Source organism: Paenibacillus sp. MT124 (assembly GCF_058792755.1).
Genome location: NZ_CM179500.1, coordinates 1,196,013 through 1,218,747 on the forward strand (window position 1 = coordinate 1,196,013; position 22,735 = coordinate 1,218,747).

Consider the following 22,735-nt stretch of genomic DNA (forward strand, 5'->3'; position numbering starts at 1 on the left):
ATCGTGCCAGATCATTTATTTTATTAAAATATTCATTCTTCATCGGAGTTGGCACGGATCTTGCTACATATATTGGCTGAGAGTGAAATAGCATGGTAAATCAGGCGAGCAGCCAGTGATTCCAACATCCTGAAGGAGGAATTATTCATGAATATCCCTTTTGTTAACGAACCATTTACGCCCTTTGCTGTACCAGCGAACAAGGAAGCCTTTGAGAGCGCACTTCGCAAGGTGGAATCTGAGCTCGGACAGGAATATTCCATTATTATCGGCGGGCAGAACATAACGAGCAGCCGCACGTTAACCTCCGTTAACCCGGCGGCTAAGAATCAGGTGATCGGAACGATTTTTCAGGCAGATCAGGAGCTGGCAGAGCAGGCGATTCAGACAGCAGCAGAAACATTCCGTACCTGGAAACATACAGATCCAAATGAACGCGCACGATATCTGTACAAAGCAGCTGCGCTTATGCGCCTGCGCAAGCATGAATTCTCTGCATGGATGGTGTATGAAGCAGGCAAAACTTGGCCGGAGGCAGATGCAGATACAGCGGAAGCTATTGATTTTATGGAGTTCTACGCAAGAGAAATGCAGCGTCTCAGTGAACCTCAGCCCCTGACCCGGATTGCAGGCGAGGATAATGAACTGACCTATATCCCGCTTGGCGTGGGGGTTGTCATTCCACCTTGGAACTTCCCGCTGGCCATTATGGCTGGCATGACTTCTGCCGCGCTCGTATCGGGTAATACAGTTGTCTTGAAGCCGGCCAGCACGACACCGGTGATCGCAGCCAAGTTCATGGAACTGCTCACTGAAGCAGGATTGCCGGATGGCGTAGTGAACTACTTGCCAGGCCCGGGCAGCGAAGTGGGCGATTATCTGGTGGATAATGCGCTGACTCGCTTTATCAGCTTCACCGGTTCGAGAGATGTGGGTCTGCGGATCAACGAACGGGCTGCTCGCACAGCTCCAGGGCAAAAGTGGATCAAACGGGTAATTGCAGAAATGGGCGGTAAAGATTCGATCGTTGTGGACAGCGAAAGTGATCTGGAACTGGCTGCGGACTCCATTACCGCTTCGGCATTCGGATTCTCTGGACAGAAATGTTCCGCGTGTTCCCGCGCCATTATTCATAAGGATGTTTATGATGAGGTATTACAAAAGGTCATTGAGCGCACGAAGAAGCTCACGATGGGCAGTCCGCTCGAGGTAAGCAGTCATGTAGGACCAGTTATTGATGACAAGGCTTATGCCAAGATTAATGAATATATCGAAGTGGGCAAGGGTGAAGGCAGGCTTGTGTTGGGCGGTGGTACAGGGGATGCCCAAGGCTATTTCATTGAACCGACGATTATCGCGGATGTTGACCCGCTGGCACGCATTGCACAGGAAGAGATTTTTGGACCTGTACTCGCGTTTATCAAGGCAGATACGTTTGAGGAAGCTCTTCATATTGCAAACAACACGGATTATGGCTTAACAGGTGCAGTCATTTCACGGAATCGTGCGCATCTGGAACTGGCGAGACGAGAGTTTTTTGCTGGCAATTTGTATTTTAACCGGAAATGCACAGGTGCTTTGGTTGGCACGCATCCGTTTGGCGGATTCAACATGTCAGGTACGGACTCCAAAGCGGGCGGAAGAGACTATCTGCTGCTCTTTACACAAGCGAAGCTGGTTTCCGAAAAGTATTGAGGCGTACAGCGGCTGATGCTTGTAGTAAAGCATTTACTTTTGTACTCTTTTTCCGGAAAATATAAATCAAATTCCAATCCGCGCAGAAGGAGGGAGAATCATGCTGGAGATGCAGCTGGTTCAGGAACAGCGTGTTCGGCTGTCCATGACGCCAGAGATGAAACAGTCCATTCATTTGCTGACGTTGTCCGGTCAGGACTTGAACCGTTATCTTCAGGAAGCAGCCGAAGAGAATCCGGTACTTGAAGTGGAGGAGCACGCTGCACCGCTGGTCCGCCTCCCGCGGAAAGGAAATCAGAGAACGTTCGCTTCCTACGACCCGTTGCTGCAGGTGAAAAGTGATGAGCCAACGCTTGAACAGCTGCTGTCTGCTCAGATTCGCTTGCTGGATCTCCCGCCTATGGTGAAGGGAACAGCTGAATATTTGGCGGGATGTGTCAATAGTGACGGTTATCTGACGATAGATTTCGCCGAATTGTCATCGATATCCGGCTTCTCTGTGGATGGGCTGCAAGCAGGATTGGATATTCTTCAGTCGCTGGATCCTGCAGGCGTTGGGGCACGCAGCTTGCATGAGTGCTTGCTGCTTCAGATCCGCCGGGATTCGTCAGCCGCTCTCCATGCTGAGCAAATGGTTCAGGCCGGACTGGGGGAACTCGTGCCCTTCCATCCGGGGAAAGCGGGAACCAGGCTAGGTATATCCTCACGTGAGGCACAGGCTGCGTATAATTACATTACGCAGCTCGACCCCAAACCCTGTCGTTCCATTGGGTGCCAAGAGCGTCCTCATTACATTATTCCGGATGGCATGGTGGAACTTCGGCATGGCGAGATTTATATCGGGCTCCATTCGGCAGGGAACCTTCGTGTATCCATGAATGAAGCATGTTCCCACTGGATCAGGCATGGAGCTCCAGACGAAGTCTGGTCGGCGCGGGCAGCGGAGGCGAGAGCCATTGTCCGCAGTGTGCAGCTGCGGCGCAGGACCTTGATGCGTGTTCTCACGGCAGTGATGAGTGAGCAGGTACATTTTTTGCATGAAGGACTCGCTGGTCTGAAACCGCTTAGTCTGGCTAACGTTGCCGAGAGGATTGACATGCATGAGTCCACGGTGAGCCGTGCCGTTAGCGGGAAATATATTCAGACACCCCATGGGGTATTCGAATTGAAGTCCTTTTTTACGACAGGCATTGAGACAGCAAGCGGAGATCCCGCTTCTGCATCAGTGGTTAAACTTCGATTGAAGGAACTCATTCGTTCGGAGCAGGTTAGCCGGCCGTATTCGGACAGTCAATTGGCAGCGCTGCTCGCCGGGGAGGGCATCAGGATCTCGCGCAGAACGGTGGCAAAGTACAGGGAGGAGCTGCAGATCCTGTCTTCGCTTGAGCGCAAGCGCTGGAGTTAAAATAAACCTTCATGCCTTAATGTCTTCATTTTTATAGCATCAGCGTTATAACACCATAAAGCCCCTGCTCACCCGAATTAACGGTGTGCAGGGGCCTTCTGTTTGGATTCATAATCATGATGAATTCGAGTCAGTCAAACCTCATTACATATTGTGCAGGAAACGCTCACCAGCAATACCTGGTGTAGTCATCTGTTCCGGATGCATGATTTCTTCGAGCTCCTCTATCGTGAGCAATCCACGTTCCAGAATGATCTCTTGGAGCGAAGCACCCGTTTTCAGAGCTTCCTTCACAATGGATGCTGCCACGTCATAACCCAGATGTGGGTTAAGGGCCGTAATAACGCTGAAGCTTTGCTTCATGATCAGTGCACAGCGTTCACGGTTGGCTTCCATTTCCTCCACAGCATAACGGGTGAACACGTCAATGCCGTTATTCATGATTTTCAGGGATTGCAGCAGGTTGAACGCGATGACAGGACCCATGACATTCAATTCAAATTGTCCGGCTTCACACGCCATGCAGATGGTATGATCGTTCCCCATGACCTGGAAGGAGACCTGGTTGATCACTTCGGCCATAACCGGATTGACCTTACCTGGCATGATGGAAGAACCGGGCTGACGGGCCGGAAGACGAAGCTCATTGAATCCTGCACGCGGTCCGGAAGCCATCATTCGAATATCGTTACAGATCTTGGACAGGTTGACCGCGCATACCTTGAGGGCAGCAGACAGCTCCATATAAGCATCCGTATTTTGAGTGGCATCAACTAGATCATCAGCTGTCTGCAGCTTCAGTCCGGTAACATCGGACAAATGTTCCGTGACCTTAACGATGTACTCCGGTTTGGCATTGAGCCCAGTTCCTACTGCCGTAGCTCCGAGGTTGATCGTCAGCAGGCGGCGATTCGCAAATTCAAGACGCTCCATGTCGCGTCCCAGCACCCGCGCATAGGCACCGAATTCTTGTCCCAAACGGATCGGCACGGCATCCTGGAGATGGGTGCGTCCTACTTTGACGACATCATTGAACTCCAGTTCTTTTTTTAGAAAAGCATCTTTCAGACGCTGCATGGTATCAAGGAGTGTTTCAGACAACCGATACGCCGCGATCCGCAGTGCCGTTGGAATGACATCATTGGTCGATTGGGACATATTCACATGGTTGTTGGGATTGCAATGGAAGTAGTCCCCTTTGTTTTGCAGCAGCAGTTCCAGTCCGCGATTGGCCAAAATTTCATTCATATTCATATTCATGGAGGTGCCTGCACCGCCCTGAATGGAGTCAACTATAAAATGATCCAGATGATGACCTTTCATCATTTCTTCAGCGGCCATCACGATGACATCGCCGATTTTCGGCGGCAGCATCTTCAGCTCCATATTCGTGATTGCGGCAGCCTTCTTCACGGCAGCGAGGGCTGTAATTAGCTCCCGGTGCACAGGTACGCCGGTAATCGGGAAGTTTTCCACGGCCCGCACCGTCTGTATACCGTAATAGGCATAAGCAGGAATTTCTTTTTCACCAATAAAATCTTTCTCCGTCCGTGTGGACATTGTAGACATTTCTTTCGCCTCCAGTGGCATCCAAAAATAGGTCAGCTCCGGCGATGCCGAAGCGCACTCAGTATATCATTTAAGCAAAATGGATGCCAGGCTAAATGATTTTTCCCAAGTTGCCGATAATAATTAAAATTAGGGGTATTAACCTAGCTTGGTACTGGGTGATTCGAAGTGTAACAAACTTATCTTATAAATTATGCACCACAAGGATGAAAAGGTATTCGTGCGGGACAAGATGGGTTCCTGATTCAGCGTTTTCAGTGATGTAGATCACATGTTTTTTGGTCGATGATTGGTAAAATAGGAAAAAAGGACTACGAGGTGTGAACATGAAATGGACTTTAGGCGCAAAGACAGTCGCAGGTCTGGTAATCATTTCGATTATTACATACGGGACTAGCGGCTTTTTTATATTCTTCCTCCAGGACTGGCTCTCTTTCTCCATGCCAAGCTGGTTGTATATCACCTTAGTACTCATACTAGGGGTGTGCTGGAACGGAATTCTGGGATGGTTTGCCTCACGCTGGCTGACACGCCCAATTGTTCACCTGTCCAAGGCAGCTCAGCAAGTTTCCTCAGGGGATTTAACAGCTGAAATTCCGGAGCGCCGTACACAGGACGAGCTTGCCGTTTTATATGACGCATTTCGCGCGATGGTCGTTAATCTAAGAAGTATTGTAAACGATATTTCGGATAGTACGCGTACCACCTCACAGAATGCGCAATCGCTGAGTGAAGCCATTACCCAGGCAGCCGAACAGATCGAAATGATGTCGGAAGCGGTGGATCACATTGCGGTAGGGGTAGAGGAACAAAAAGTGACCTCACAGCAATCACTGATTACCGCAGATGAGATGTTGAATGATTTTCAGCGCATGCATACCCAATCGATCGGAATGACAGAGATGTCAGGGCAGATGGAACGGTCGGTTGATCAAACGAAGCAGACTTTCTCGTATCTGATGAAAGGCATGGACGAGCTGACCGTATCGCATAATCGTTCCCGTGACATCATGGTGCTTCTGGAGAAGGAAGCTTCGGATATTGAAGCCATTACGCAATCGGTCAAAAACATCGCCGAGGAGACAGCGCTTCTTGCCCTTAATGCATCCATCGAGGCAGCGCGTGCAGGGGAAGAGGGAGCTGGTTTTGCTGTAGTTGCCCAGCAGATTCGCAAGCTTTCGGACGAGAGTACACAATCGGTTCACCGGATTAACGAATTGATCAGTCGTGTTCAGCAGCGTATCCGCGATACGGCACAGCTGATTCATGAGCAGCACGGGCTTGTCGTGAATGAGTCCCAGCGCACCACTAACGTCGATCAGACGCTGCAGGAGCTGACGGGAACGGTTGAGGTGTTCATGAAGGGCGCTCATGAGATTGGCTCCAAAATTGCAGAGCAGACCGTTCGGGTTGAACGGACGCATGGTCATGTGAAACAAATTCAAGGAAAAGCCGGCTCGTTCTCGGACGAGGCCAGACGGATTATGGATGCCGCTCATGAGGAGACGGCAATCATGGAGGAAATCTCCTCTTCCGCTGAAGAGTTGAGAGAATTAACGAATCGTTTAATGGATAAAACTAAAGCATTTCGGATGCAGCCATAAGCTGTGTCCGGAGTGTTTTTTTCTTTATATGGATAAACCCGAACATTCTTTCGCAAATTTTGAGGTTTGTAAAGTTTTTTTTATGAAACATTAACAAATTCGCAACGACTGGGCGATAAATGACGATATAATAGTTGTAGTATTCCATTTTTAAAAGAAGGAGCCCAGAATATTGAAAACTTGGACAGGTATCCTGCTGATGATCGTTTTGGCGGTTGTTACGATTAGTACAACTTCAGCTGCCAGAACATCCAATGAACAAAAACAGCTTAACATAGATGATCAATCCAGCCAGACTGATGGGGTCGTGGCATCCAATATAGAAACCGATGAAACATCCTTTGGTTCAATAGAGAGAGCTCCTGTAAAAAAAGAGAACGTTTCCGTTGCTCCGGAAAATGAAAAGGTCAGATTATACCCGATGCAAGTGGAGGGTTCGGGTTATATATATAACGGCATGTTTCTTGAAGTGAATGGACAGACACGTGAATTCAGCAAGTGGCAGGGAGAAGGCGGGTCTTACAAACCCGAAGTGCACGAACTGGATTTGAATGGAGATGGCAAAAAGGAAATTATCGTGCTTTTCACTGCCGGACACGGGACGGGTATTTATTTGGGTCAGGCACACATCATAGACCCGGATACGCTGGAAGAGATGAACATGCAGCCTTTGGATGAGATTGTGAAGCAGCACATGAAGTCCAAAGTAAACGTAACCCCTGGAAAAGTGACCATTGACGTAGCGGTGGATGGGGTGAAGTTAGAACCTTCTCAGATCGAGGAAGAAACGGATGGCATAGCTTATCATGATGAACTTCAATTCGGCGATGTCGTGTATTACAGTGTGGAGAACGGCAAGTTGGAAGTTACAGCGTCCGGTGCTTATGGACCGGCTGGGTACGACGGAGATCTGACTTTTGACTATGCATATCAGGATGGCGAATGGAAGGCCGAGAACGTGGAATACCGTACAGAAGCGTATGAAGATGAGTATTATGAATCGTTTGATTGAATTCTCGGAGTAGAAGAGTTATTAGGTCGATGCTTGTCATAAAAGAATAACTTATGTTTCTGCCTGATTAGGCAGAGGCAGGAATGGTGGGGCTGAAAAAAACGGGGATACTCAGCCTCACTTTGTGCTGCTCTTATACAGAATTATTCCCAAAATATTGAACTGGAATGTCTGGCATTGCCACATTAGTTGTTTAGGTATAAAGGAAAACTTGTTTGATATATATAACTGATGGGTTATAGAAAAAACGATTATTGACTTTGCGTTGGGCGGGTCAGTTGAACCACGGGCGCATGCAATAATCGTTTTTAGGTTTCTGAGAAATATCCTAAAGTTATGAGCTGCTTAACGAATTACGGTATCCAGTGGTTTGAGATTGGCTTCGATCTCTGCCCGGCGGCCTTCCAGGAATGGAGGCAAAGCGAGCGATTCACCCAGATGAGCAAGTTCCTCGTCCGTATCAAAACCAGGACCATCCGTTGCGAGTTCAAACAGGATACCATTCGCTTCACGGAAGTACAGGGACCGGAAGTAAAAGCGATCGACGAAGCCGGAATTAGGGAAGCTGAAGTTGCGAACACGTTCTACCCATTGTTTCAATTCTTCCTCATTATCCACCCGGAAGGCCACATGGTGTACGCTGCCACGTCCTGGTCTCTCAATTGGCAAGTCATTACGCTCCTCGACATGGACCTCGGAACCACTGCCTCCTTCACCGGATTCGAATACAAGTACATCCGGTTGTCCTGCAACAAAAGCAGGGTAGGTTCCTTTTTGACGGAATCCAAGCAGCTCCGTGAGAACAGCTGCCGTCAACGAGGCATCCTGAACGGTGAGGTGTACAGGACCAAGACCGACAATACCATATTCAGCCGGTACCGGGCTCTGATCCCATGGTTTGCCCCCAGGAACACCTGTGTTGTTCTCGTCAGACACCAAGATCAGACGCTGGTTCTCAAAATCAGTAAATGAGAGTGTTGCGCGGCCTCCACGATTCGTAATTTCACCATGAGGTACTTCGTATTCGTCAAAACGTTTGATCCAATACTGGAGAGCAGCATCACTCGGAACGCGCAGCGAAGTAGCAGAGATGCTGTTCACGCCTTCACGCGTCTGTCCGGCCATCGGAATTTCGAAGAAGGTTAGCTCGGTGCCAGGATTGCCTTTTTCATCTCCATAGAAAAGGTGGTACACGGAAACGTCATCCTGGTTTACTGTTTTTTTGATTAGGCGAAGGCCCATGACATCAGTATAAAAGCGATAGTTTTCAGCGGCATGTGCGGTCAGTGCGGATACGTGGTGAAGTCCTTTGATTTGCATTGTTAATTCCTCCTGAGTAATTGGGGTTGGTTATTCTTGATTATGTGTAAGTTGTTATTTAACTTTTATTAAGTGACTAACTTTTTGTTTGTTTTGTTCTGGATTTATCTTAACATAAAGATAATTATAAAGCAATACATATCTGCAAACAATCAATGGATAGACTTTCGCTTCGATTAATGCCAAAATGAAAAATAATACATTTCAAGGGATCACTGTTTGTGATGGGAAGGAGAAGAACATGGGATATCCCAAGTGGCTTGACCCTTATGATGAACGGCCTTTTATCATGTTTTCGAATCCACACATATGGGCGATAGCCTGCACGGCAATGGTGATTATCTTGCTGTACCTGTTTAGAAACCACTTGAGATCATGGCCGGAACGCACACGTAGGGTGCTGCGAATCACTTTAGCCATCTTTATGATAGGTTGTGAAGTGCTGCTTCAGTTATGGTATGTCTACGGCGGGGTGTGGAGTGTGAGGACATCGCTTCCGCTGGAGCTGTGCAGTTTGTCCCTGTTGTTGTCGGCCGTGCTGCTGATAACACGCAGTCGTATGCTGCATTCGGCATTATTATTTGCAGGGATTGCAGGTGCGCTGATGGCGATCGTAACTCCAAACCTGGGTTATACCGTTCCACATTTTCGTTTTATTCAATTTTTTACGGCTCATGCCTGTATTATACTTGCCTTGCTCTATATGACCTGGGTAGAACAGCTTCGTCCAAGCTGGAGATCAGTTGTGGGTTCGATGGTTTTTGTTAATGTGGCGGCGCTGATTGTATATGGGATGGATGTGCTTTTGGAAGCTAACTATATGTTTCTTCGTCATAAACCGGAGACGGCATCCGTGCTGGATCTTCTGGGACCGTACCCGTTATACATTTTGGGGGAAGAAGTACTGGCAGCCGTGTTGTTTTCGCTCATGTACGTGCTGTTCTTCGCCATTCCGGAGCGAGTGAAGAACCGGGTGAAGAAGGAGAGAAGTTCCGCAGTGTGATTGGCAAAACGAGAACAATGAAAATCCCGCAGTATCCTGAAGCTCAGGAGACATGCGGGATGATTGGTTTATTGAGCTCGATGCGATGGGGCGGATAACTTATCCTCGAAGGAGGGATTCTGCACCATCCACGTAGATTCGTGTACCCGTGACATGGGAAGATTCGTCGGAAGCCAGGAAAAGCACCAGGTTGGCTACCTGTTCTGATGTACCAGGTTCACCCTTGAGCGGATGCTCATGACCTTCCGGGAATTCCACGGGGATCTGTACATCCTTCAGATCATCTGATGGATAGGTGTTGTCATCGATATTGGTGTCGATGGCACCAGGACATACGGCGTTGACTCGAATCTTGTAACGGGCCAGTTCGAGTGCTGCCATCTTCGTAAAAGCGGTTTGCCCGGCTTTACTGGAAGCGTATGCAGAGAACCCGATACCTGAGAATACCCGGTTACCGTTAATCGAACTGGTGATGATGATGCTGCCTCCACGGTCTTTCAGATGGGGGATGGCGTATTTGACGGTTGCAAACGTGCCGCGCATATTAATCTCCATCGTTTGGTCCCAGTCTTCCGGTTCCATCGTTTCAATCGGAGCCATTGTGCCGTTGATCCCGGCATTGGCGAATACAATATCCAGTTTGCCGGCTTCAGCCGCAGCCTGATTAATCGCTTTTTGCACATGGTCCGGTTTGGAGATATCGCATTCAATCACATAAGCCTCGCCGCCAGCCTTCTCAATGGTCTGCTTTGTTTCTTCCGCTTTCTCTGGCGTACGGTCCAGCATATAGACTTTGGCTCCATGCTCTGCAAAACGAATCGCGGTAGCCTGCCCAATACCGGAGCCACCACCGGTCACAATTGCCACTTTTCCATTCAAACGCTGTTCACTCATCCTGATCCCTCCACGTCCATTAAATTTCACTGTTACTCTCTATCTCTACATACCCGGCACAAGGGAGGTGAATCAGAATCCTTCATACTTGCCCAACACAAAAAAACAGGACCGATAATCGGTCCTGCATCTACATCTGAAATGACGTCTAATATGCGAATCGCTTGCTGAAATGTTATTTATGCTTCTTCCAGTCGAGCGAGCTGTTATTCAATAAATACTCGAAGTCATTATCCCGACGCTTCTGTTCCGCTTTGCGAGCTTCTTCTGCCTGCTGGCGTTCCTCTTCCTTTCGCTGGGCTTCGGCAGCCTTGGCTTCATCAGCTTGAGCCTTCAGCTTCTCCAGCACGTCGCTGCTGAGCAGATCCTTCAGCGTCGTTGGTTTATCCTGAGCTGCTTTGGGGGCAGCAGGTTGTTTTTTGGATTTTGCCATGGAAAATTCTCCTCTCCAACGTAAATCAGGTTCCCTGTTTCGATCCGTAGTCATAGTATATCAGGTTCCCGGTATGCATTCCATGAAACGAGTCAAGAAAAGAAGGAAATCAGCTGTTCCGTGACGAATGAAAACGGGTATAAAATCATATAGTATTACCGATACTGCGACTATTCCCTGGAGAAAGGAGTCGTTGTTCGTGGAAGTTGACCGCAGCATGTTGAAAGGGCTTGCATGGGGGATTGCCTTCAGCTGCCCGCTATGGATTGCGATTATTGGCTGGTTCCGTTTGTTGGGGTGGATGTTGTGAGATCAGCGGGTTGCAGAGCTGCTGCATATATAATGCGTAGAGGGCTTTTTTTAAAGCCTCATATGTAAACGCTATCATTAAATAAAGCTCTGCCTTGCGTATTTATCGCAAGACAGAGCTTTTGTTTGTTTGGAATGTGCCTGAAGGCTTATTCCTCAGGCATTTTAACAGGTTCAGGATATTCCAGTCCATGCGTGTCCACAGTCACTTTTTTCATGACTTGATCGGTAACCGGTTTGTCATTCTGGCCCACTTCCTGAGCAGCAATCTCATCGACTACGTCCATTCCCTCTGTGACTTTGCCAAAGGAAGCGAACGCGTTGTCCAGATGGTCTGCATCTGCCAGCATAATGAAAAATTGTGACCCGGCAGAATCCAGGCTGTCTCCACGCGCCATGGAGATAACACCACGTGTGTGCTTCAGATTATTTTTGTGGCCGTTGGATGTGAATTCACCCTTAATTGCATATCCGGGGCCGCCTGTCCCATTACCATTTGGATCTCCACCTTGAATCATGAAGCCCGGAACAACGCGGTGAAAGATGAGGCCATCATAGAAACCCTGATTGGCCAGCGAGATGAAATTGTATACCGTGTTGGGCGCAATGTCCGGATAGAGCTCAATCACGATTTTTTGCCCGTCCTGCATTTCAATCGTGGCTACCGGATTTTGACCTTCAGGCGGTGCCGGAACGGGTTCCGTAGCGCTGCTCGAAGGGCGTCCGCAGCCGCTAATAACAATAAGCAGCAGCGCCATGATCAGCGATGCAGCAGTTGTTTTTTTCCATCGTAAAGACATGAGAATGTTCCCCCTTGCATCTCTGCTTAATGTATTTCAACGGAATTATTTTGGGATAATCCATCAACTATCATACCGTTTTTTGGGACAGGAAGGCAATCCAAGCTTTGCTTTTGCAGGTGCAGGGATGGTCTTCATGGCAGCATAGGTGTAAAATAAGGAAAATGCTTCCGCAGCAGGGACGTACGGGTCTGTTCCGTCCGCTCCAAACCACGGCAGTCCCGGGCGTCAGTAACGGAAAGGGCGTGTGGGTATATGGACTTCTCGTGGAAGCGTAATCTGGTGATTTTGTGGATTGGTGTATTTTTTTGCAGCACCGCGTATTCAATCTCCATCCCGTTTTTGCCCTTGTTTCTGAGCGGCGATCTTGGCGTTCGTGATCACCTGGAGTTTTGGTCAGGGCTAGCCTTTGGCATCACATTTCTGGCCAGTGCACTGGTGTCTCCGTTCTGGGGTTCCCTGGCAGACAAATACGGACGCAAGCCGATGCTGATCCGGTCGGGATACAGCCTTGCGGTTTTGTATTTGATCAACTACTTTGTACAGGACCCTTATTCACTCATCGTAGTCCGGCTGTTTCAGGGATTGCTGGCTGGTTTCGTTCCGGCTGCGATTGCCCTTGTAGGTACGAATACCCCGGAAGCGAAGACCGGATACGCACTCGGTATCATGTCCACCGCCGGAGCTACGGGCGGGATCATTGGTCCGCTGATTGGCGGTGTGGTAAGCCACTACTATGGCAATCGAAATGCTTTTTTATTCTCAGCCATTGTGGTGCTCGTCTCTGCGGTAATCGCGACCTTCTGGGTAAAAGAGGAGAATTTCAATCGCAATAAGCCGCGTTCCCATGTCATGGATGATATCCGTGAAGCCAGAGCGAATCGTCTGTTTATTACGGTGTTAGGCATGATGGGCATCTGTACCTTTTCCGTCATGATTCTTGAGCCGCTGCTTACGGTCTATGTCATGGAGATGGGGATTCAGCCGGACCGGGCTTCACTCAGCTCAGGTATTATTTTCTCAGCGGTAGGTATAGCTACCGTCATTATGGCACCGAGATGGGGGAAGATTGGTCAGCGCATCGGTTACGGCAAAGTGTTGATTATTGGACTCGTCGGTGGGGCAGTGGGGAATCTGCTGCAATTTTTTACGACAGGTTATATTGGTTTTGGTGTTTTGCGGTTTGTCTACGGGTTGTTCTTCGCGGCCGTGTTCCCGGCCATCAATGCCATGATTGTGCAGGCGACGGACCCGGGCTTCCGAGGAAGGGCCTTTAGCCTGAATCAGTCGGCGTCCCAGATCGGTACGATGGCAGGACCTATCATTGGTGGTATTCTCGGTGGATGGCTGCCTATTCGCTGGATTTTTATCATCAATGGACTGGCGCTGTTAATCACAGCGATTGTAGCCAAATGGTCTGGCTTGGAGCATAAGCTTCCGGGTTCAGGAAAATCAGCATCGAAGAAAGCGGTAACAGCAGATCGATAGATGGATATTACGGAGAGAGATGGCGCTGTAGCAATACAGCAGCCATCTTTTTGATGTGACTATATATGTGGGCAAGTAATATACATTAAAAAAGGGAAACCTCTTCATGAGAGATTTCCCTATTGTTCAGCCTGATTCATTTCATCGAAAAGGTGTATCATTCTTCAGAATCGGATTTCTCCTTCGGAATGGCATGCTCAACAGCATCACGCTGATCCTCTTTTTCCAGAGCGTCCGGAAATGAATCTTCCGTAAATAGTCCGAAATCAGGATCGATGTCCCGTTCGGTTACCAAATTATCCGGCGTCTCGACATGCTTATGGTGATCATCCTTCATTATGCTGCACCTCCTTATTCACGACGCAAGGGAGTTTGCCAATCTTAACCTCGTGGAAGAATGTCGTCCTGCGGTTTGGCACCTGCTCCTGCGCCATTGAGAAGATCAGTACCATGAAGGGCGTCCGGATCAGGTGCAGCCGGGTCAACCGGGCTATTTGGCTGGAGCAGATCAGCATCAGGTACAGATTCCAGTGCAGGCTCTGCCAAACGTGATTCGAGCTCCTCATCCTCTACTGTCGTTGCAGCTACAGGAGGCAGATCCGTCTCATCGGTTTCAATCCGTCTTCCGGACACTTCGTCAAATGTATCCATATCGCCCTCGGGTACTTCCGTTTCGGGCGGAATATCGCGGGACCTCTGATATCGGTCATAATAACGGTCGCTTTCGTCATTACTAATCGGTCTGTCTGTCATAAGTAGCAGCTCCTTTCAGGAATTAAATGTGATTGACAGCATGTATTATTGTGCTGATATTTTCTAAGGTTCTTACCCGGTAATTACCTGGTAGTTACCCAAACCCTAAACGTTGTAATCCTGCACGTGTTAGCATTCCCTGGGTTGACCCGAATATGAATGATTAAAATTTAGGGAATACATATTTGACGAGAAAGTACAGGAAGCCGAAAAAAATGAGTACATAAGCCGCATATTTAATAAAAGTGGAGGCGACCATGCTGGAATCCGATTTTTGCTGGATATCTTTCCGTTCTACTTCTACCGTTTTGTGTGGCTCGTTCATTTAAATCATCTCCTTAATAGGTGAATGGTTGCTTTGAGGAACCATTACACCCATAGAAGCGAATTGAATCGCAGAGCAGCTGGTACAGCTTTCGAGCAAGGCCTATGTTATGATGGAGCATGATGAAATAGGGAGGGATTCCAGTTGGAATGGTTTACACTTGGCAATATGATCACTCGAATCCGAATTGGACAAAAGGCATCTACGCCCGGCTTTTCGCGTACAGTCATTCGCAGACCAGACGGTTTGTTCTGGGTTGGTGGCATATGGGCCGGACAAGTTGTCCAGTTGCGTGATTTTCTTTTTTCGGATATATGGACGATTTATGAGGATGAGGAGACGGAGCAGTGGCTGAAGTTTCGGAATGCCTATGAACGAACGGAACGGGAAATGATTGAGAACCAGTTCGAAGATTTGCGCGGGTAAGACAAAGGATAACTGGATTCCCTCGTTATAAAATGGAAATAAATATATAGTTGGACTAAAATGTGATTTTTTTCGTTTGCCATTAGAAGGTGACACGTTAAATCATGGCGAATCATAAATGATAGAGTTAGGGGGATAGATGCAGCATTTTGCATCATTCGACTATTGCTAAATGCTCAAAATATGAACTTTGAGGTGCTGTGAATGAAAAATGTGCCCAAAGCTATCATCGTCCTATGGATCAGCCTGTTATTCATCATGTATTGGCCGCAGGGAGTAAGCGCGGCAGGTGTACAGGAAGATAACAGTCCTGTCCCCATTACGACATGGGAAGTAAAATGGGGAAATGAACACGATCAGGGGTTTATCAGCGAAGTGGGAAGACCTGATGAGGTCTGGGAGCGGCAAGGGCTGGAGAAGCCGGATTATTCTACGGTAAATCCTTCTACGGAGTCACTATGGACTCGCTTGACCATTCCGCAACTGAGTGAGGATAATTCTGCCATTCGTTTTGAAAATATTAAAGGTCAACATATTGTGATCTATCTTAAGGATCGCAAGGTGTATGAGAACTATCATTATAACTATGACAACAATGCGGCACTGCTGCCCCTATCTATCGAAAATTCAGGTGAGCAGCTGTATATATGGACTGAAAATACCAACGGCCGACTCGGGATCTTTGGGACGGTGGAGGTAGGCAGATACACCAATCTGCAGGAGAGATATATTCATAATGGCTTGTTGGATGTCATCTTAGGGGCAACCTTTCTGTTTACAGCCATGACCATGCTCAGCTGCACATTCTTCTTTGGCAAATTCCATAAGGGATTATGGATCTCGCTATGTGTTGTCATGGGATCCATCGGAACGATGATCATTACGTATTCACAATTTCTGTATACGTTCTACCAGATTTACGGGGATCTCTACTCCATATTGTTCGATATGGCGATGCTGGCGGGAATGCCTGCACTATGTTATTTTTTCGAACAGATTATTGGGGCGGGGCCTTATGGGATCTTCACGAAGTTAAGAAAATTCCAGCTCGTGTATTCCGGTATTGCAATCATCGCACTGCTCGTGTATTTCATCTCGAGCGGTCAATGGGACGTACTATATGTATTTCTGGTTCAAAAGGCAATCGGCGTCATTTTGGTAATCCTGCTGACATTACTGATGATAGGCACCATATCCCAGGCACTGAGGAGAAACAAGGAAGCAATACTGCTGGCTGCAGGATACAGTACGTTTGCGCTCATCAGTGTAGCGGAGTTGTTATGGTACTACCAGCGGAATGGCACGTATCATCTCATATGGTGGAAGTGGTCGATGGTTGCTTTTATCATCGCACTTATTGCCATTCTGGGCAGTCGTTTTGCGGAAAAGCATAGACAGGTCATTGAATACTCCAAGGAACTGGAGCTGTTCAACAATGAATTGCAGCGATCCGAGAAGATGGAGATTATTAGTGAGCTGGCCGCTTCAGTTGCGCATGAAGTTCGCAATCCTCTACAGGTGACCAGAGGTTTTCTACAGCTGATGACCGAACAGGAAGACAACAAAAACAAGGGGTATGTGCGAATTGCCCTTGAGGAGCTTGACCGAGCATCAGGGATCATTACGGACTTTCTGACGTTTGCCAAACCGGAGTTCGATCATATTGCTTCTCTGAATATTGCTGATGAGTTTACACATATAGAAGGGATTCTGGTGCCGATGGCCAATCTGGAGGGCGGCAAAATAACGACTGATATCCCGCCAGATCTCTGGATTCGAGGCAACTCTTCCAAGTTCAAACAAGCCTTTATTAATATTATTAAAAACAGTATCGAAGCTTTGCAGGGTCAAGGCCAGATTGATATATGGGCCTATGCCCAGGATGGAATGATTAAAGTTCATGTGAGGGATAATGGGGAAGGCATGGATGAGGAAGCTTTGGTCCGCCTGGGTGAACCCTACTTCTCCAACAAGATCAAGGGAACAGGGCTTGGCATGATGGTAACCTTCCGAATTGTGGAAGCGATGCATGGCGAAATCTCATTTACAAGCACAAAAGGGGTAGGAACGGAAGCTGTCGTATCTTTTGCCGAGTTCGTCGATTGACGGACTTGCAGAAGATAGACAGCTTTTCGGTTCTCTACCCCTTTACCTGTAATGTTGGCCCAGAGCCGTTAAGTTGGGTGTTTAGGTTCTCCAAGGTCCGCAATTTACGTCATAATTCACTTTGGAGGGATTGGGAGGAATGACAAGAACATAATCGTTCTGCTGTTCTTCTACTGTACGGATCTTGACGTTGTCCGGAATATCAATACCGAATGCATCGCGAAGTGCCTGTTTTGGATTGGAATGCAGCTGCTGTCTGAAATGTTCATCGGTCCAGGCCTTTTCAATAATATCCTCATGCATTGTTCTCTCAGATACCATCATCGTTCAACAATCCCTTCTTAATATAGAATGTGAACTGTCACAGTTTCATGACTTCCCTTGTGGGTTTAAGGCATGTTCACTGATCCAGTAATGAAACCCGCCTTGATGAAGCATTTTTTTGTGCTGCTTGATTGCCTCGACAGCTTGTACAAGTGTTTGGCATAAATGCGTATTAAAGGACAAAAGGTGCGGAATTCCTGAGTTAGACGATGCCAATATGTCGTGATATCGGTAAGCAATGTCTACATAAGAGTTCATGATTGATGTGCTGTACATATTATCCTGGATACGCTCGCTTAGCGGCTGTTCAGGATAAGTTAGTTGTAGAGCAGAAGAAATATGAGAAAGGAAACTATTATAATTTCCCTGCGCAGCATCTTGATCCATGTCATTGAAATCGTCTGTCATCTGGAGGGTCATGAGTGCGATGTTAACAGCAGAACATACAGCATTAATTCGGTCTTTTTGTTCAAGTAAAAGAAGAGCACCTGCAGCTCCAAGTTGAAGGGGGGCTGCCTTTTGGGCAATCAGAAGCGGGTTTTCTTTGAAATAATCCAGCGACTTCTCGCCGTTAACACTAACAGCCCAGTCCGTTACATATTGTCTGAAATACGTCCAAAACAGGGAAGACGGGCTAAATAAATCCGAGTAGTTACGTAAAGCATCCATGTAGTATAAATTACCCAAGGATAACTTCAATGTGCTGTCGTCAGGACGTTCATCCATCACTTCATCCTGATTGAAAAAATACAACATATGAATCAGACAGGCCGTGCTTAACTTGTGTGCAGTCTGTGGGGGGAGTCCGTCTGAAATCTGCATCCAGAGCGGAATAATGTAACCAATATAGCTGTGACCTGAATCGCGTAACAGGGGATTAATCAAATGAAGTTGTTTCAGTGCATGTTCTGACAGGGATTCAGGATAGTTCTGAACCAGCTGCTCGGCAGCAGCGAACACCACCTCCAAATCGGATCTAAACGGATCAAGCCATTCTCTCCGCATCGTTTGCTTACGCCCTTCCGCAATAAAATAATTAAGGACTATTCGACTAGATCATGGAGTTATACCCAGTATAGCGGATATGAATTGAAAAAAATAGGATCTTTTGTGATGAATTGTGAAATATTTGATGACTTTTTGTATTTTTATGGGATAAAAATGGGTGGATTAGGCTCAAACTAGGTGTAGACCACAGTATTTCGACATACGAAAGGCGGAAAACAAATATGAAGCACCTATGGAAAACATGGCTTGTAAGCAGTTTGGCAGCCATGCTCATATTAGCAGCAACGGGAAATGCTGCCTCAGCCAGTGCGGCAAAAAAGCCGGACAGCACCGGAATGACATCTCCGGCAGCTTCCCAGCGTGACAAACAACCATGTATGCAGGCAAGCCATGGATTATTTATGATTGGTGAAACAGCCGATCTGCTCGGCATTGGACTCCGAGATCTGAAGGAGCAGATGGAGCTAGGCAAGACATTGAGCCAGATTGCCAAGGAGCGCAAAGGTCTAAGTGAAGAGCAGCTGTTACAGAAGCTCAAACCATCCCTTGTGAAACGTCTGGATCAAGCTGCTGCAGAAGGTTGCCTAACCAAGGAGCAGGTCTCGGCAGCCAAGGCTGGCATGGATGAAAAGCTGAAAAAGGTGATCAATACTCCCCTCAGAGAGCTGCGTAGGGAGTTTGCAGGTCATGGTAGAAAACATGCTTCCTTGAACCACAATGCGATTGCTCAATTTATCGGCATTACGCCGGAACAGCTTCATGAGCAGTTGAAAAGTGGAAAGTCTCTTGCTGAAGTTGCTAAAGCACATGGAATTAGTGAAACACAGCTTATTGACAAGCTGAAGGAGCAATTAACGGGGGATTTGCAGCGGCTCGTGAACCATAAGGGCGGGGCACATTCTATTCCACGGGAGCATGCACCGGGGCACCCGGCTTCGACCGAGTCAGATTAATGTATGTATATGCAGGGCGCCTGGTCTTCTTCGGAAGACAGGCGCCCTGTTTCTCGTCAACATAGGTGTATAACGAGGTTGACTGAGTTTTACTTTTACTAGACTATGTTATGTGATCAGCTCTTCTATCTTGTTTCGGAAGAATGGCCTGCACTTGCACTCAGCGGTGTAACTGATCCGGCTTTAAGCCGAGGCTCTACAGGATCGGAGCTTTGAACAGACGAGTTCCGGCTCCGCTTACGCTGCAAACCAACCGTATACCGGGAACCTGGTAACCGGGATAGTCCATAGCTAATGGCCAGCGCTGTGGCAGTTGTCACCAGAAATGACAGCAAGGTTACGGGCAGATGCCAGCCGCCAAGCTGGAGTGGTCTGGTGAAGTAGGCGATCGCATAAATAATCAGAGCATGCACAAGATATCCCCCGAACGAATAGCGGCCGATCCAGGTGAGCGCGCCCAGAAACTTTGTTGTTTTACCTCGTAATAGGACAAGGAATCCATATAACATGAACATCTGCGCCATAATAATAATGAACGTTGTCGGTTTCAGATATGTCGATATATTAAGATTAACGATATCCCCAGACCCTCTGAGCACATCGTAACCCAGCCAGAAGTACATGCCAATGAAAAGACTAATCATCCATGGGAGTGCACGAATGGTCCAGTTTCTCCAAGTGTCTACAGCCCAAGCGCAAACTGCCCCAAGTAAAAAATAGAACCAGTACATTACCCAGGAATAGGAACGATACTCCAGCAATGTCGACCAGGGCTTCGTAAGTGCTGCTGTCCAGCTGGCCATGTCGTAATAGGACCACTTCATCAGCAAGCTATACATTCCCGCTGCAAGCAGAACAAGCAACAGAACGGAATGCATGCGCGTTATTCTGGTGATTTTGGTAAGCTGGCTGTTCACGAATTGAACCACGAGCCGGAACAAGGGAAATAACACATAAAACTGAAAAATCATAATGACAAACCAGAGATGATATCCTGTCTGAGGGATGAAAAGCTCGCGGATTAGGCTGCGTATATCAGGCGTGCCCGAGAGCCAAAATGCAGGTGTGAACATGCGAACAGACAGCCAGTAGATCAGTGTCCAGAGAACAAAAGGGACATAAATATCCCCAAATCGTTTTCGGATAAATGGACGGTATTCCGGCTTGACCTGACGATGATGATAAAAAAGCATCACACCGGACAAAAAGACAAAGGTCGGCGTTCCGAACCGGGTGAGATGATAGATCATGGTCAGCATGACGGAATCCGGCTGTTCAATATCTGAACGATAGATATATTCCGCAATATTATGCTGCATGACGATGGCGAGAAACGCGATCCCGCGCAGCTGCGTCCACTCTTCTATACGCGGTTTACCCAAGATGGCCCGCCTCCTTCCAATACACAACATCATTAAAGGGTACTATCTCAACATTAAGAGGAGATTAAATGGTGAAAAAAGGATAAAAAAACGGCGGCCCAAATGGCCGCCGCTTTTCTATTTATTGTTGCTTTGCCTGAGCATCTTCCTCAAACAGATTTTGAATGAATGCCTGGAGTTTATTTTTGTCCACGCCCAGAACCTGGGCAGAACCTGCAAGCTCGTTGGTTAACAATTTATTAGGTGGAATCTGCTGTTTGTCCACTTCATTGACATTAATATCAAACCCGAGCGAAGCCAGCTTCAGCATCTGCGTAGGGCTGAGGTCTGTTTCGATATAAGGGGCAACCGCCTCCAGGATCTCCGGAATTTTGAAGAGGGAGGTAGTGGTTTGCAGCTTCTTGGCAAGCTCGGTCATGAAAATTCGCTGCCGTTCGGTGCGCGTGAAGTCCGATGTGGCATCATGCCGAAAACGAACATATTGGAGGGCCGTTTTGCCGTCCATGTGCTGAAGTCCTTTTTTGAGATCAATGTCATACATATGTTTGTCAGCTTTGCTGGTGTAGTACATGTCTTTTTCCACATCAATATCAATGCCGCCTACGGCATCGACAAGAGCCATAAAGCCGATGAAGTCCGTGTATACGTAATGCTGAATCGGAATGCCCAGCAGATTGCTTACCGTTTGTTTGGTCAATTCAGCGCCTCCGTATGAAAAAGCTGCGTTAAGCCGGCTTTTGCCATGTCCGGGTATTTCCACATATGTATCTCGCAGGACAGAGAATAAATGCGCTCGTTTGGACACCGGATCAATGGAAGCCACCATGACCGAATCGGAGCGCCCTGCATCATCACCTCTGGAGTCACCCCCGAGAAGCAGGATGTTTACGCGTTCCTTGCCTTCCCACTTGGGAATTGGTGTTGTTGTAGTGTCCGTACCAAGGTCTGTCTGAGGATTGGATGTAGACGATGAGGAAGTACCTGAAGCGGTTGAGATACTATTGGCAAAATGTACAATGGAATATCCGTAATATACGAGGACACCTGTTACGGCAAGTGCCAGGGTTAGGGTTGTCCCCCATAACCATTTTTTAAGCATAATCTTCACCTTTCTATTGTTGAACTGATATGTAACCCAGACTATTTTAACAAAAAGTAAGGAAAATGTCCCCTTTGATTTCGAATATTCGGTCAGCTGGTGCATTGTTTGACAAATCGTTGGTGGGTATTATAGTGTAAAAACGAATCACGTTTTATGTCATGGAGGTATGAACGCAATTATGAATCAATCTGTTTTTAACTGGATCAACCAGTTTGCGGACCGGGCTCCGCTTCTGGACTGGTTTATGATCACTTCAGCAGAATATGCCGTGTGGATTATGATTGCCCTTCTGGTTATTGTCTGGTTCCTGGGTAATCCGCCCAAGCAGCGTATTGTCTTTTATGCATGTGTAGCATCTATTGTAGCTCTTGTTCTTGCCAAATGGGGCATTTCTCCAGCCGTTGGTCATCCAAGACCCTTTGTGGAAGGGAATGTACATCAGCTGGTGCCGCATGTACCGGATCCATCTTTTCCAAGCAAGCATGCTTCATTTGTCTTTGCCCTTGCTGCCGCTTCATTTTTCATCGGACGTCGTTTCGGATGGTGGATGCTGCTGCTTGCTGTGCTGACTGGGGTATCGCGTGTATATGTAGGTGTGCATTATCCGGGAGATATTCTTGGCGGATTTATTCTGGGCAGTCTGGTCAGTGTCATTCTGATCACAACGCGTAACTATACGAAGTCGGTTCCTGATTTCTTTATCCATATCCATCGGAGAGTTTTCCGTTAGAATAGCGTTTATGATGTGGGGACAAGGATTGGGGGATATATACATTGAAGTCTTGAGTTTTGGCTGTGCCAAAGACTTGAGGCTTTTTTGTTTT

General features: G+C 47.5%; 22 protein-coding genes. 10 read left to right on the top strand and 12 right to left on the bottom strand.

Annotated features, from left to right (window positions below; genetic code table 11):
• Window positions 1-147 precede the first annotated feature (147 nt).
• Together pruA and rpoN are read left to right on the top strand one after the other, a co-directional pair.
• A complete protein-coding gene (gene pruA / locus AC3RCI_RS05485; RefSeq protein ID WP_492527901.1) occupies window positions 148-1,695 on the top strand; it encodes an L-glutamate gamma-semialdehyde dehydrogenase in 1,548 nt (515 codons plus the stop codon).
• Between the two features lie 100 nt (window positions 1,696-1,795).
• Window positions 1,796-3,100 carry an RNA polymerase factor sigma-54 gene (gene rpoN, locus AC3RCI_RS05490; protein WP_492472106.1) on the top strand — a complete coding sequence of 435 codons (1,305 nt, stop codon included), beginning with the start codon at window positions 1,796-1,798 and terminating at the stop codon, window positions 3,098-3,100.
• A 144-nt stretch (window positions 3,101-3,244) separates the two neighbouring features.
• Here the strand turns inward: rpoN and AC3RCI_RS05495 are convergent, their stop codons facing one another.
• On the bottom strand, window positions 3,245-4,669 hold the full coding sequence (locus tag AC3RCI_RS05495) for an aspartate ammonia-lyase (RefSeq protein ID WP_095288886.1): 1,425 nt from the start codon (window positions 4,667-4,669) through the stop codon (window positions 3,245-3,247).
• Window positions 4,670-4,995: 326 nt separating this feature from the next.
• Between AC3RCI_RS05495 and AC3RCI_RS05500 the strand changes: the two genes are divergently transcribed.
• Complete coding sequence (locus AC3RCI_RS05500) at window positions 4,996-6,273, top strand: methyl-accepting chemotaxis protein (RefSeq protein WP_492527903.1); 1,278 nt, start codon at window positions 4,996-4,998, stop codon at window positions 6,271-6,273.
• A 172-nt stretch (window positions 6,274-6,445) separates the two neighbouring features.
• Window positions 6,446-7,285 carry a hypothetical protein gene (locus tag AC3RCI_RS05505; protein WP_492527905.1) on the top strand — a complete coding sequence of 280 codons (840 nt, stop codon included), beginning with the start codon at window positions 6,446-6,448 and terminating at the stop codon, window positions 7,283-7,285.
• 345 nt (window positions 7,286-7,630) lie between these two features.
• Here AC3RCI_RS05505 and AC3RCI_RS05510 read toward each other — a convergent pair whose 3' ends face one another.
• Window positions 7,631-8,605, bottom strand: coding sequence for a ring-cleaving dioxygenase (locus AC3RCI_RS05510; RefSeq protein ID WP_127538045.1), 975 nt, complete (start codon window positions 8,603-8,605; stop codon window positions 7,631-7,633).
• A gap of 241 nt (window positions 8,606-8,846) precedes the next feature.
• Between AC3RCI_RS05510 and AC3RCI_RS05515 the strand changes: the two genes are divergently transcribed.
• Complete coding sequence (locus AC3RCI_RS05515; protein WP_492527907.1) at window positions 8,847-9,608, top strand: YwaF family protein; 762 nt, start codon at window positions 8,847-8,849, stop codon at window positions 9,606-9,608.
• A 99-nt stretch (window positions 9,609-9,707) separates the two neighbouring features.
• Here the strand turns inward: AC3RCI_RS05515 and AC3RCI_RS05520 are convergent, their stop codons facing one another.
• The 3 genes from AC3RCI_RS05520 to AC3RCI_RS05530 form a co-directional block, all read right to left on the bottom strand.
• A complete protein-coding gene (locus AC3RCI_RS05520) occupies window positions 9,708-10,502 on the bottom strand; it encodes a 3-oxoacyl-ACP reductase FabG (RefSeq protein WP_154892707.1) in 795 nt (264 codons plus the stop codon).
• A gap of 175 nt (window positions 10,503-10,677) precedes the next feature.
• Window positions 10,678-10,935 (bottom strand): YqkE family protein, encoded by a 258-nt coding sequence (locus AC3RCI_RS05525; RefSeq protein ID WP_110821486.1) that lies wholly within the window; start codon window positions 10,933-10,935, stop codon window positions 10,678-10,680.
• A 458-nt stretch (window positions 10,936-11,393) separates the two neighbouring features.
• Window positions 11,394-12,044 (bottom strand): peptidylprolyl isomerase, encoded by a 651-nt coding sequence (locus tag AC3RCI_RS05530; protein ID WP_492472102.1) that lies wholly within the window; start codon window positions 12,042-12,044, stop codon window positions 11,394-11,396.
• Between the two features lie 255 nt (window positions 12,045-12,299).
• Here AC3RCI_RS05530 and AC3RCI_RS05535 point away from each other — a divergent pair, with 255 nt between their 5' ends.
• Window positions 12,300-13,532 carry an MFS transporter gene (locus AC3RCI_RS05535; RefSeq protein ID WP_193723119.1) on the top strand — a complete coding sequence of 411 codons (1,233 nt, stop codon included), beginning with the start codon at window positions 12,300-12,302 and terminating at the stop codon, window positions 13,530-13,532.
• Window positions 13,533-13,689: 157 nt separating this feature from the next.
• On the opposite strand, the gene AC3RCI_RS05540 is transcribed toward AC3RCI_RS05535, so the two are convergent.
• From AC3RCI_RS05540 to AC3RCI_RS05550, 3 genes are all read right to left on the bottom strand, one after another.
• Window positions 13,690-13,869, bottom strand: coding sequence for a hypothetical protein (locus AC3RCI_RS05540; protein WP_183522581.1), 180 nt, complete (start codon window positions 13,867-13,869; stop codon window positions 13,690-13,692).
• Window positions 13,870-13,913: 44 nt separating this feature from the next.
• Window positions 13,914-14,285: a hypothetical protein gene (locus AC3RCI_RS05545; RefSeq protein WP_336781186.1), complete on the bottom strand. Its 372-nt coding sequence runs from the start codon at window positions 14,283-14,285 to the stop codon at window positions 13,914-13,916.
• A 163-nt stretch (window positions 14,286-14,448) separates the two neighbouring features.
• The gene (locus AC3RCI_RS05550) at window positions 14,449-14,610 is read right to left on the bottom strand and encodes a hypothetical protein (protein WP_164764231.1); all 162 of its coding nucleotides are present in this window, start codon (window positions 14,608-14,610) and stop codon (window positions 14,449-14,451) included.
• A gap of 144 nt (window positions 14,611-14,754) precedes the next feature.
• On the opposite strand from AC3RCI_RS05550, the gene AC3RCI_RS05555 reads away from it, so the two are divergent.
• Complete coding sequence (locus AC3RCI_RS05555; protein WP_095288897.1) at window positions 14,755-15,036, top strand: hypothetical protein; 282 nt, start codon at window positions 14,755-14,757, stop codon at window positions 15,034-15,036.
• A gap of 204 nt (window positions 15,037-15,240) precedes the next feature.
• Complete coding sequence (locus AC3RCI_RS05560; RefSeq protein ID WP_492527909.1) at window positions 15,241-17,142, top strand: ATP-binding protein; 1,902 nt, start codon at window positions 15,241-15,243, stop codon at window positions 17,140-17,142.
• An 81-nt stretch (window positions 17,143-17,223) separates the two neighbouring features.
• Here the strand turns inward: AC3RCI_RS05560 and AC3RCI_RS05565 are convergent, their stop codons facing one another.
• Window positions 17,224-17,466 (bottom strand): NHLP leader peptide family RiPP precursor, encoded by a 243-nt coding sequence (locus tag AC3RCI_RS05565; protein ID WP_095288899.1) that lies wholly within the window; start codon window positions 17,464-17,466, stop codon window positions 17,224-17,226.
• A gap of 45 nt (window positions 17,467-17,511) precedes the next feature.
• Entirely contained in the window at window positions 17,512-18,471 is a 960-nt protein-coding gene (locus AC3RCI_RS05570; RefSeq protein ID WP_492527911.1) for a hypothetical protein, read from the bottom strand.
• A 224-nt stretch (window positions 18,472-18,695) separates the two neighbouring features.
• On the opposite strand from AC3RCI_RS05570, the gene AC3RCI_RS05575 reads away from it, so the two are divergent.
• A complete protein-coding gene (locus AC3RCI_RS05575) occupies window positions 18,696-19,427 on the top strand; it encodes a hypothetical protein (RefSeq protein ID WP_336781183.1) in 732 nt (243 codons plus the stop codon).
• Between the two features lie 125 nt (window positions 19,428-19,552).
• On the opposite strand, the gene AC3RCI_RS05580 is transcribed toward AC3RCI_RS05575, so the two are convergent.
• Window positions 19,553-20,809 carry an acyltransferase gene (locus AC3RCI_RS05580; protein ID WP_492527913.1) on the bottom strand — a complete coding sequence of 419 codons (1,257 nt, stop codon included), beginning with the start codon at window positions 20,807-20,809 and terminating at the stop codon, window positions 19,553-19,555.
• A 121-nt stretch (window positions 20,810-20,930) separates the two neighbouring features.
• A complete protein-coding gene (locus tag AC3RCI_RS05585) occupies window positions 20,931-21,908 on the bottom strand; it encodes an LCP family protein (RefSeq protein ID WP_492527915.1) in 978 nt (325 codons plus the stop codon).
• Window positions 21,909-22,089: 181 nt separating this feature from the next.
• On the opposite strand from AC3RCI_RS05585, the gene AC3RCI_RS05590 reads away from it, so the two are divergent.
• Complete coding sequence (locus AC3RCI_RS05590; RefSeq protein WP_492527917.1) at window positions 22,090-22,641, top strand: undecaprenyl-diphosphatase; 552 nt, start codon at window positions 22,090-22,092, stop codon at window positions 22,639-22,641.
• The last annotated feature ends 94 nt before the right edge of the window (window positions 22,642-22,735 follow it).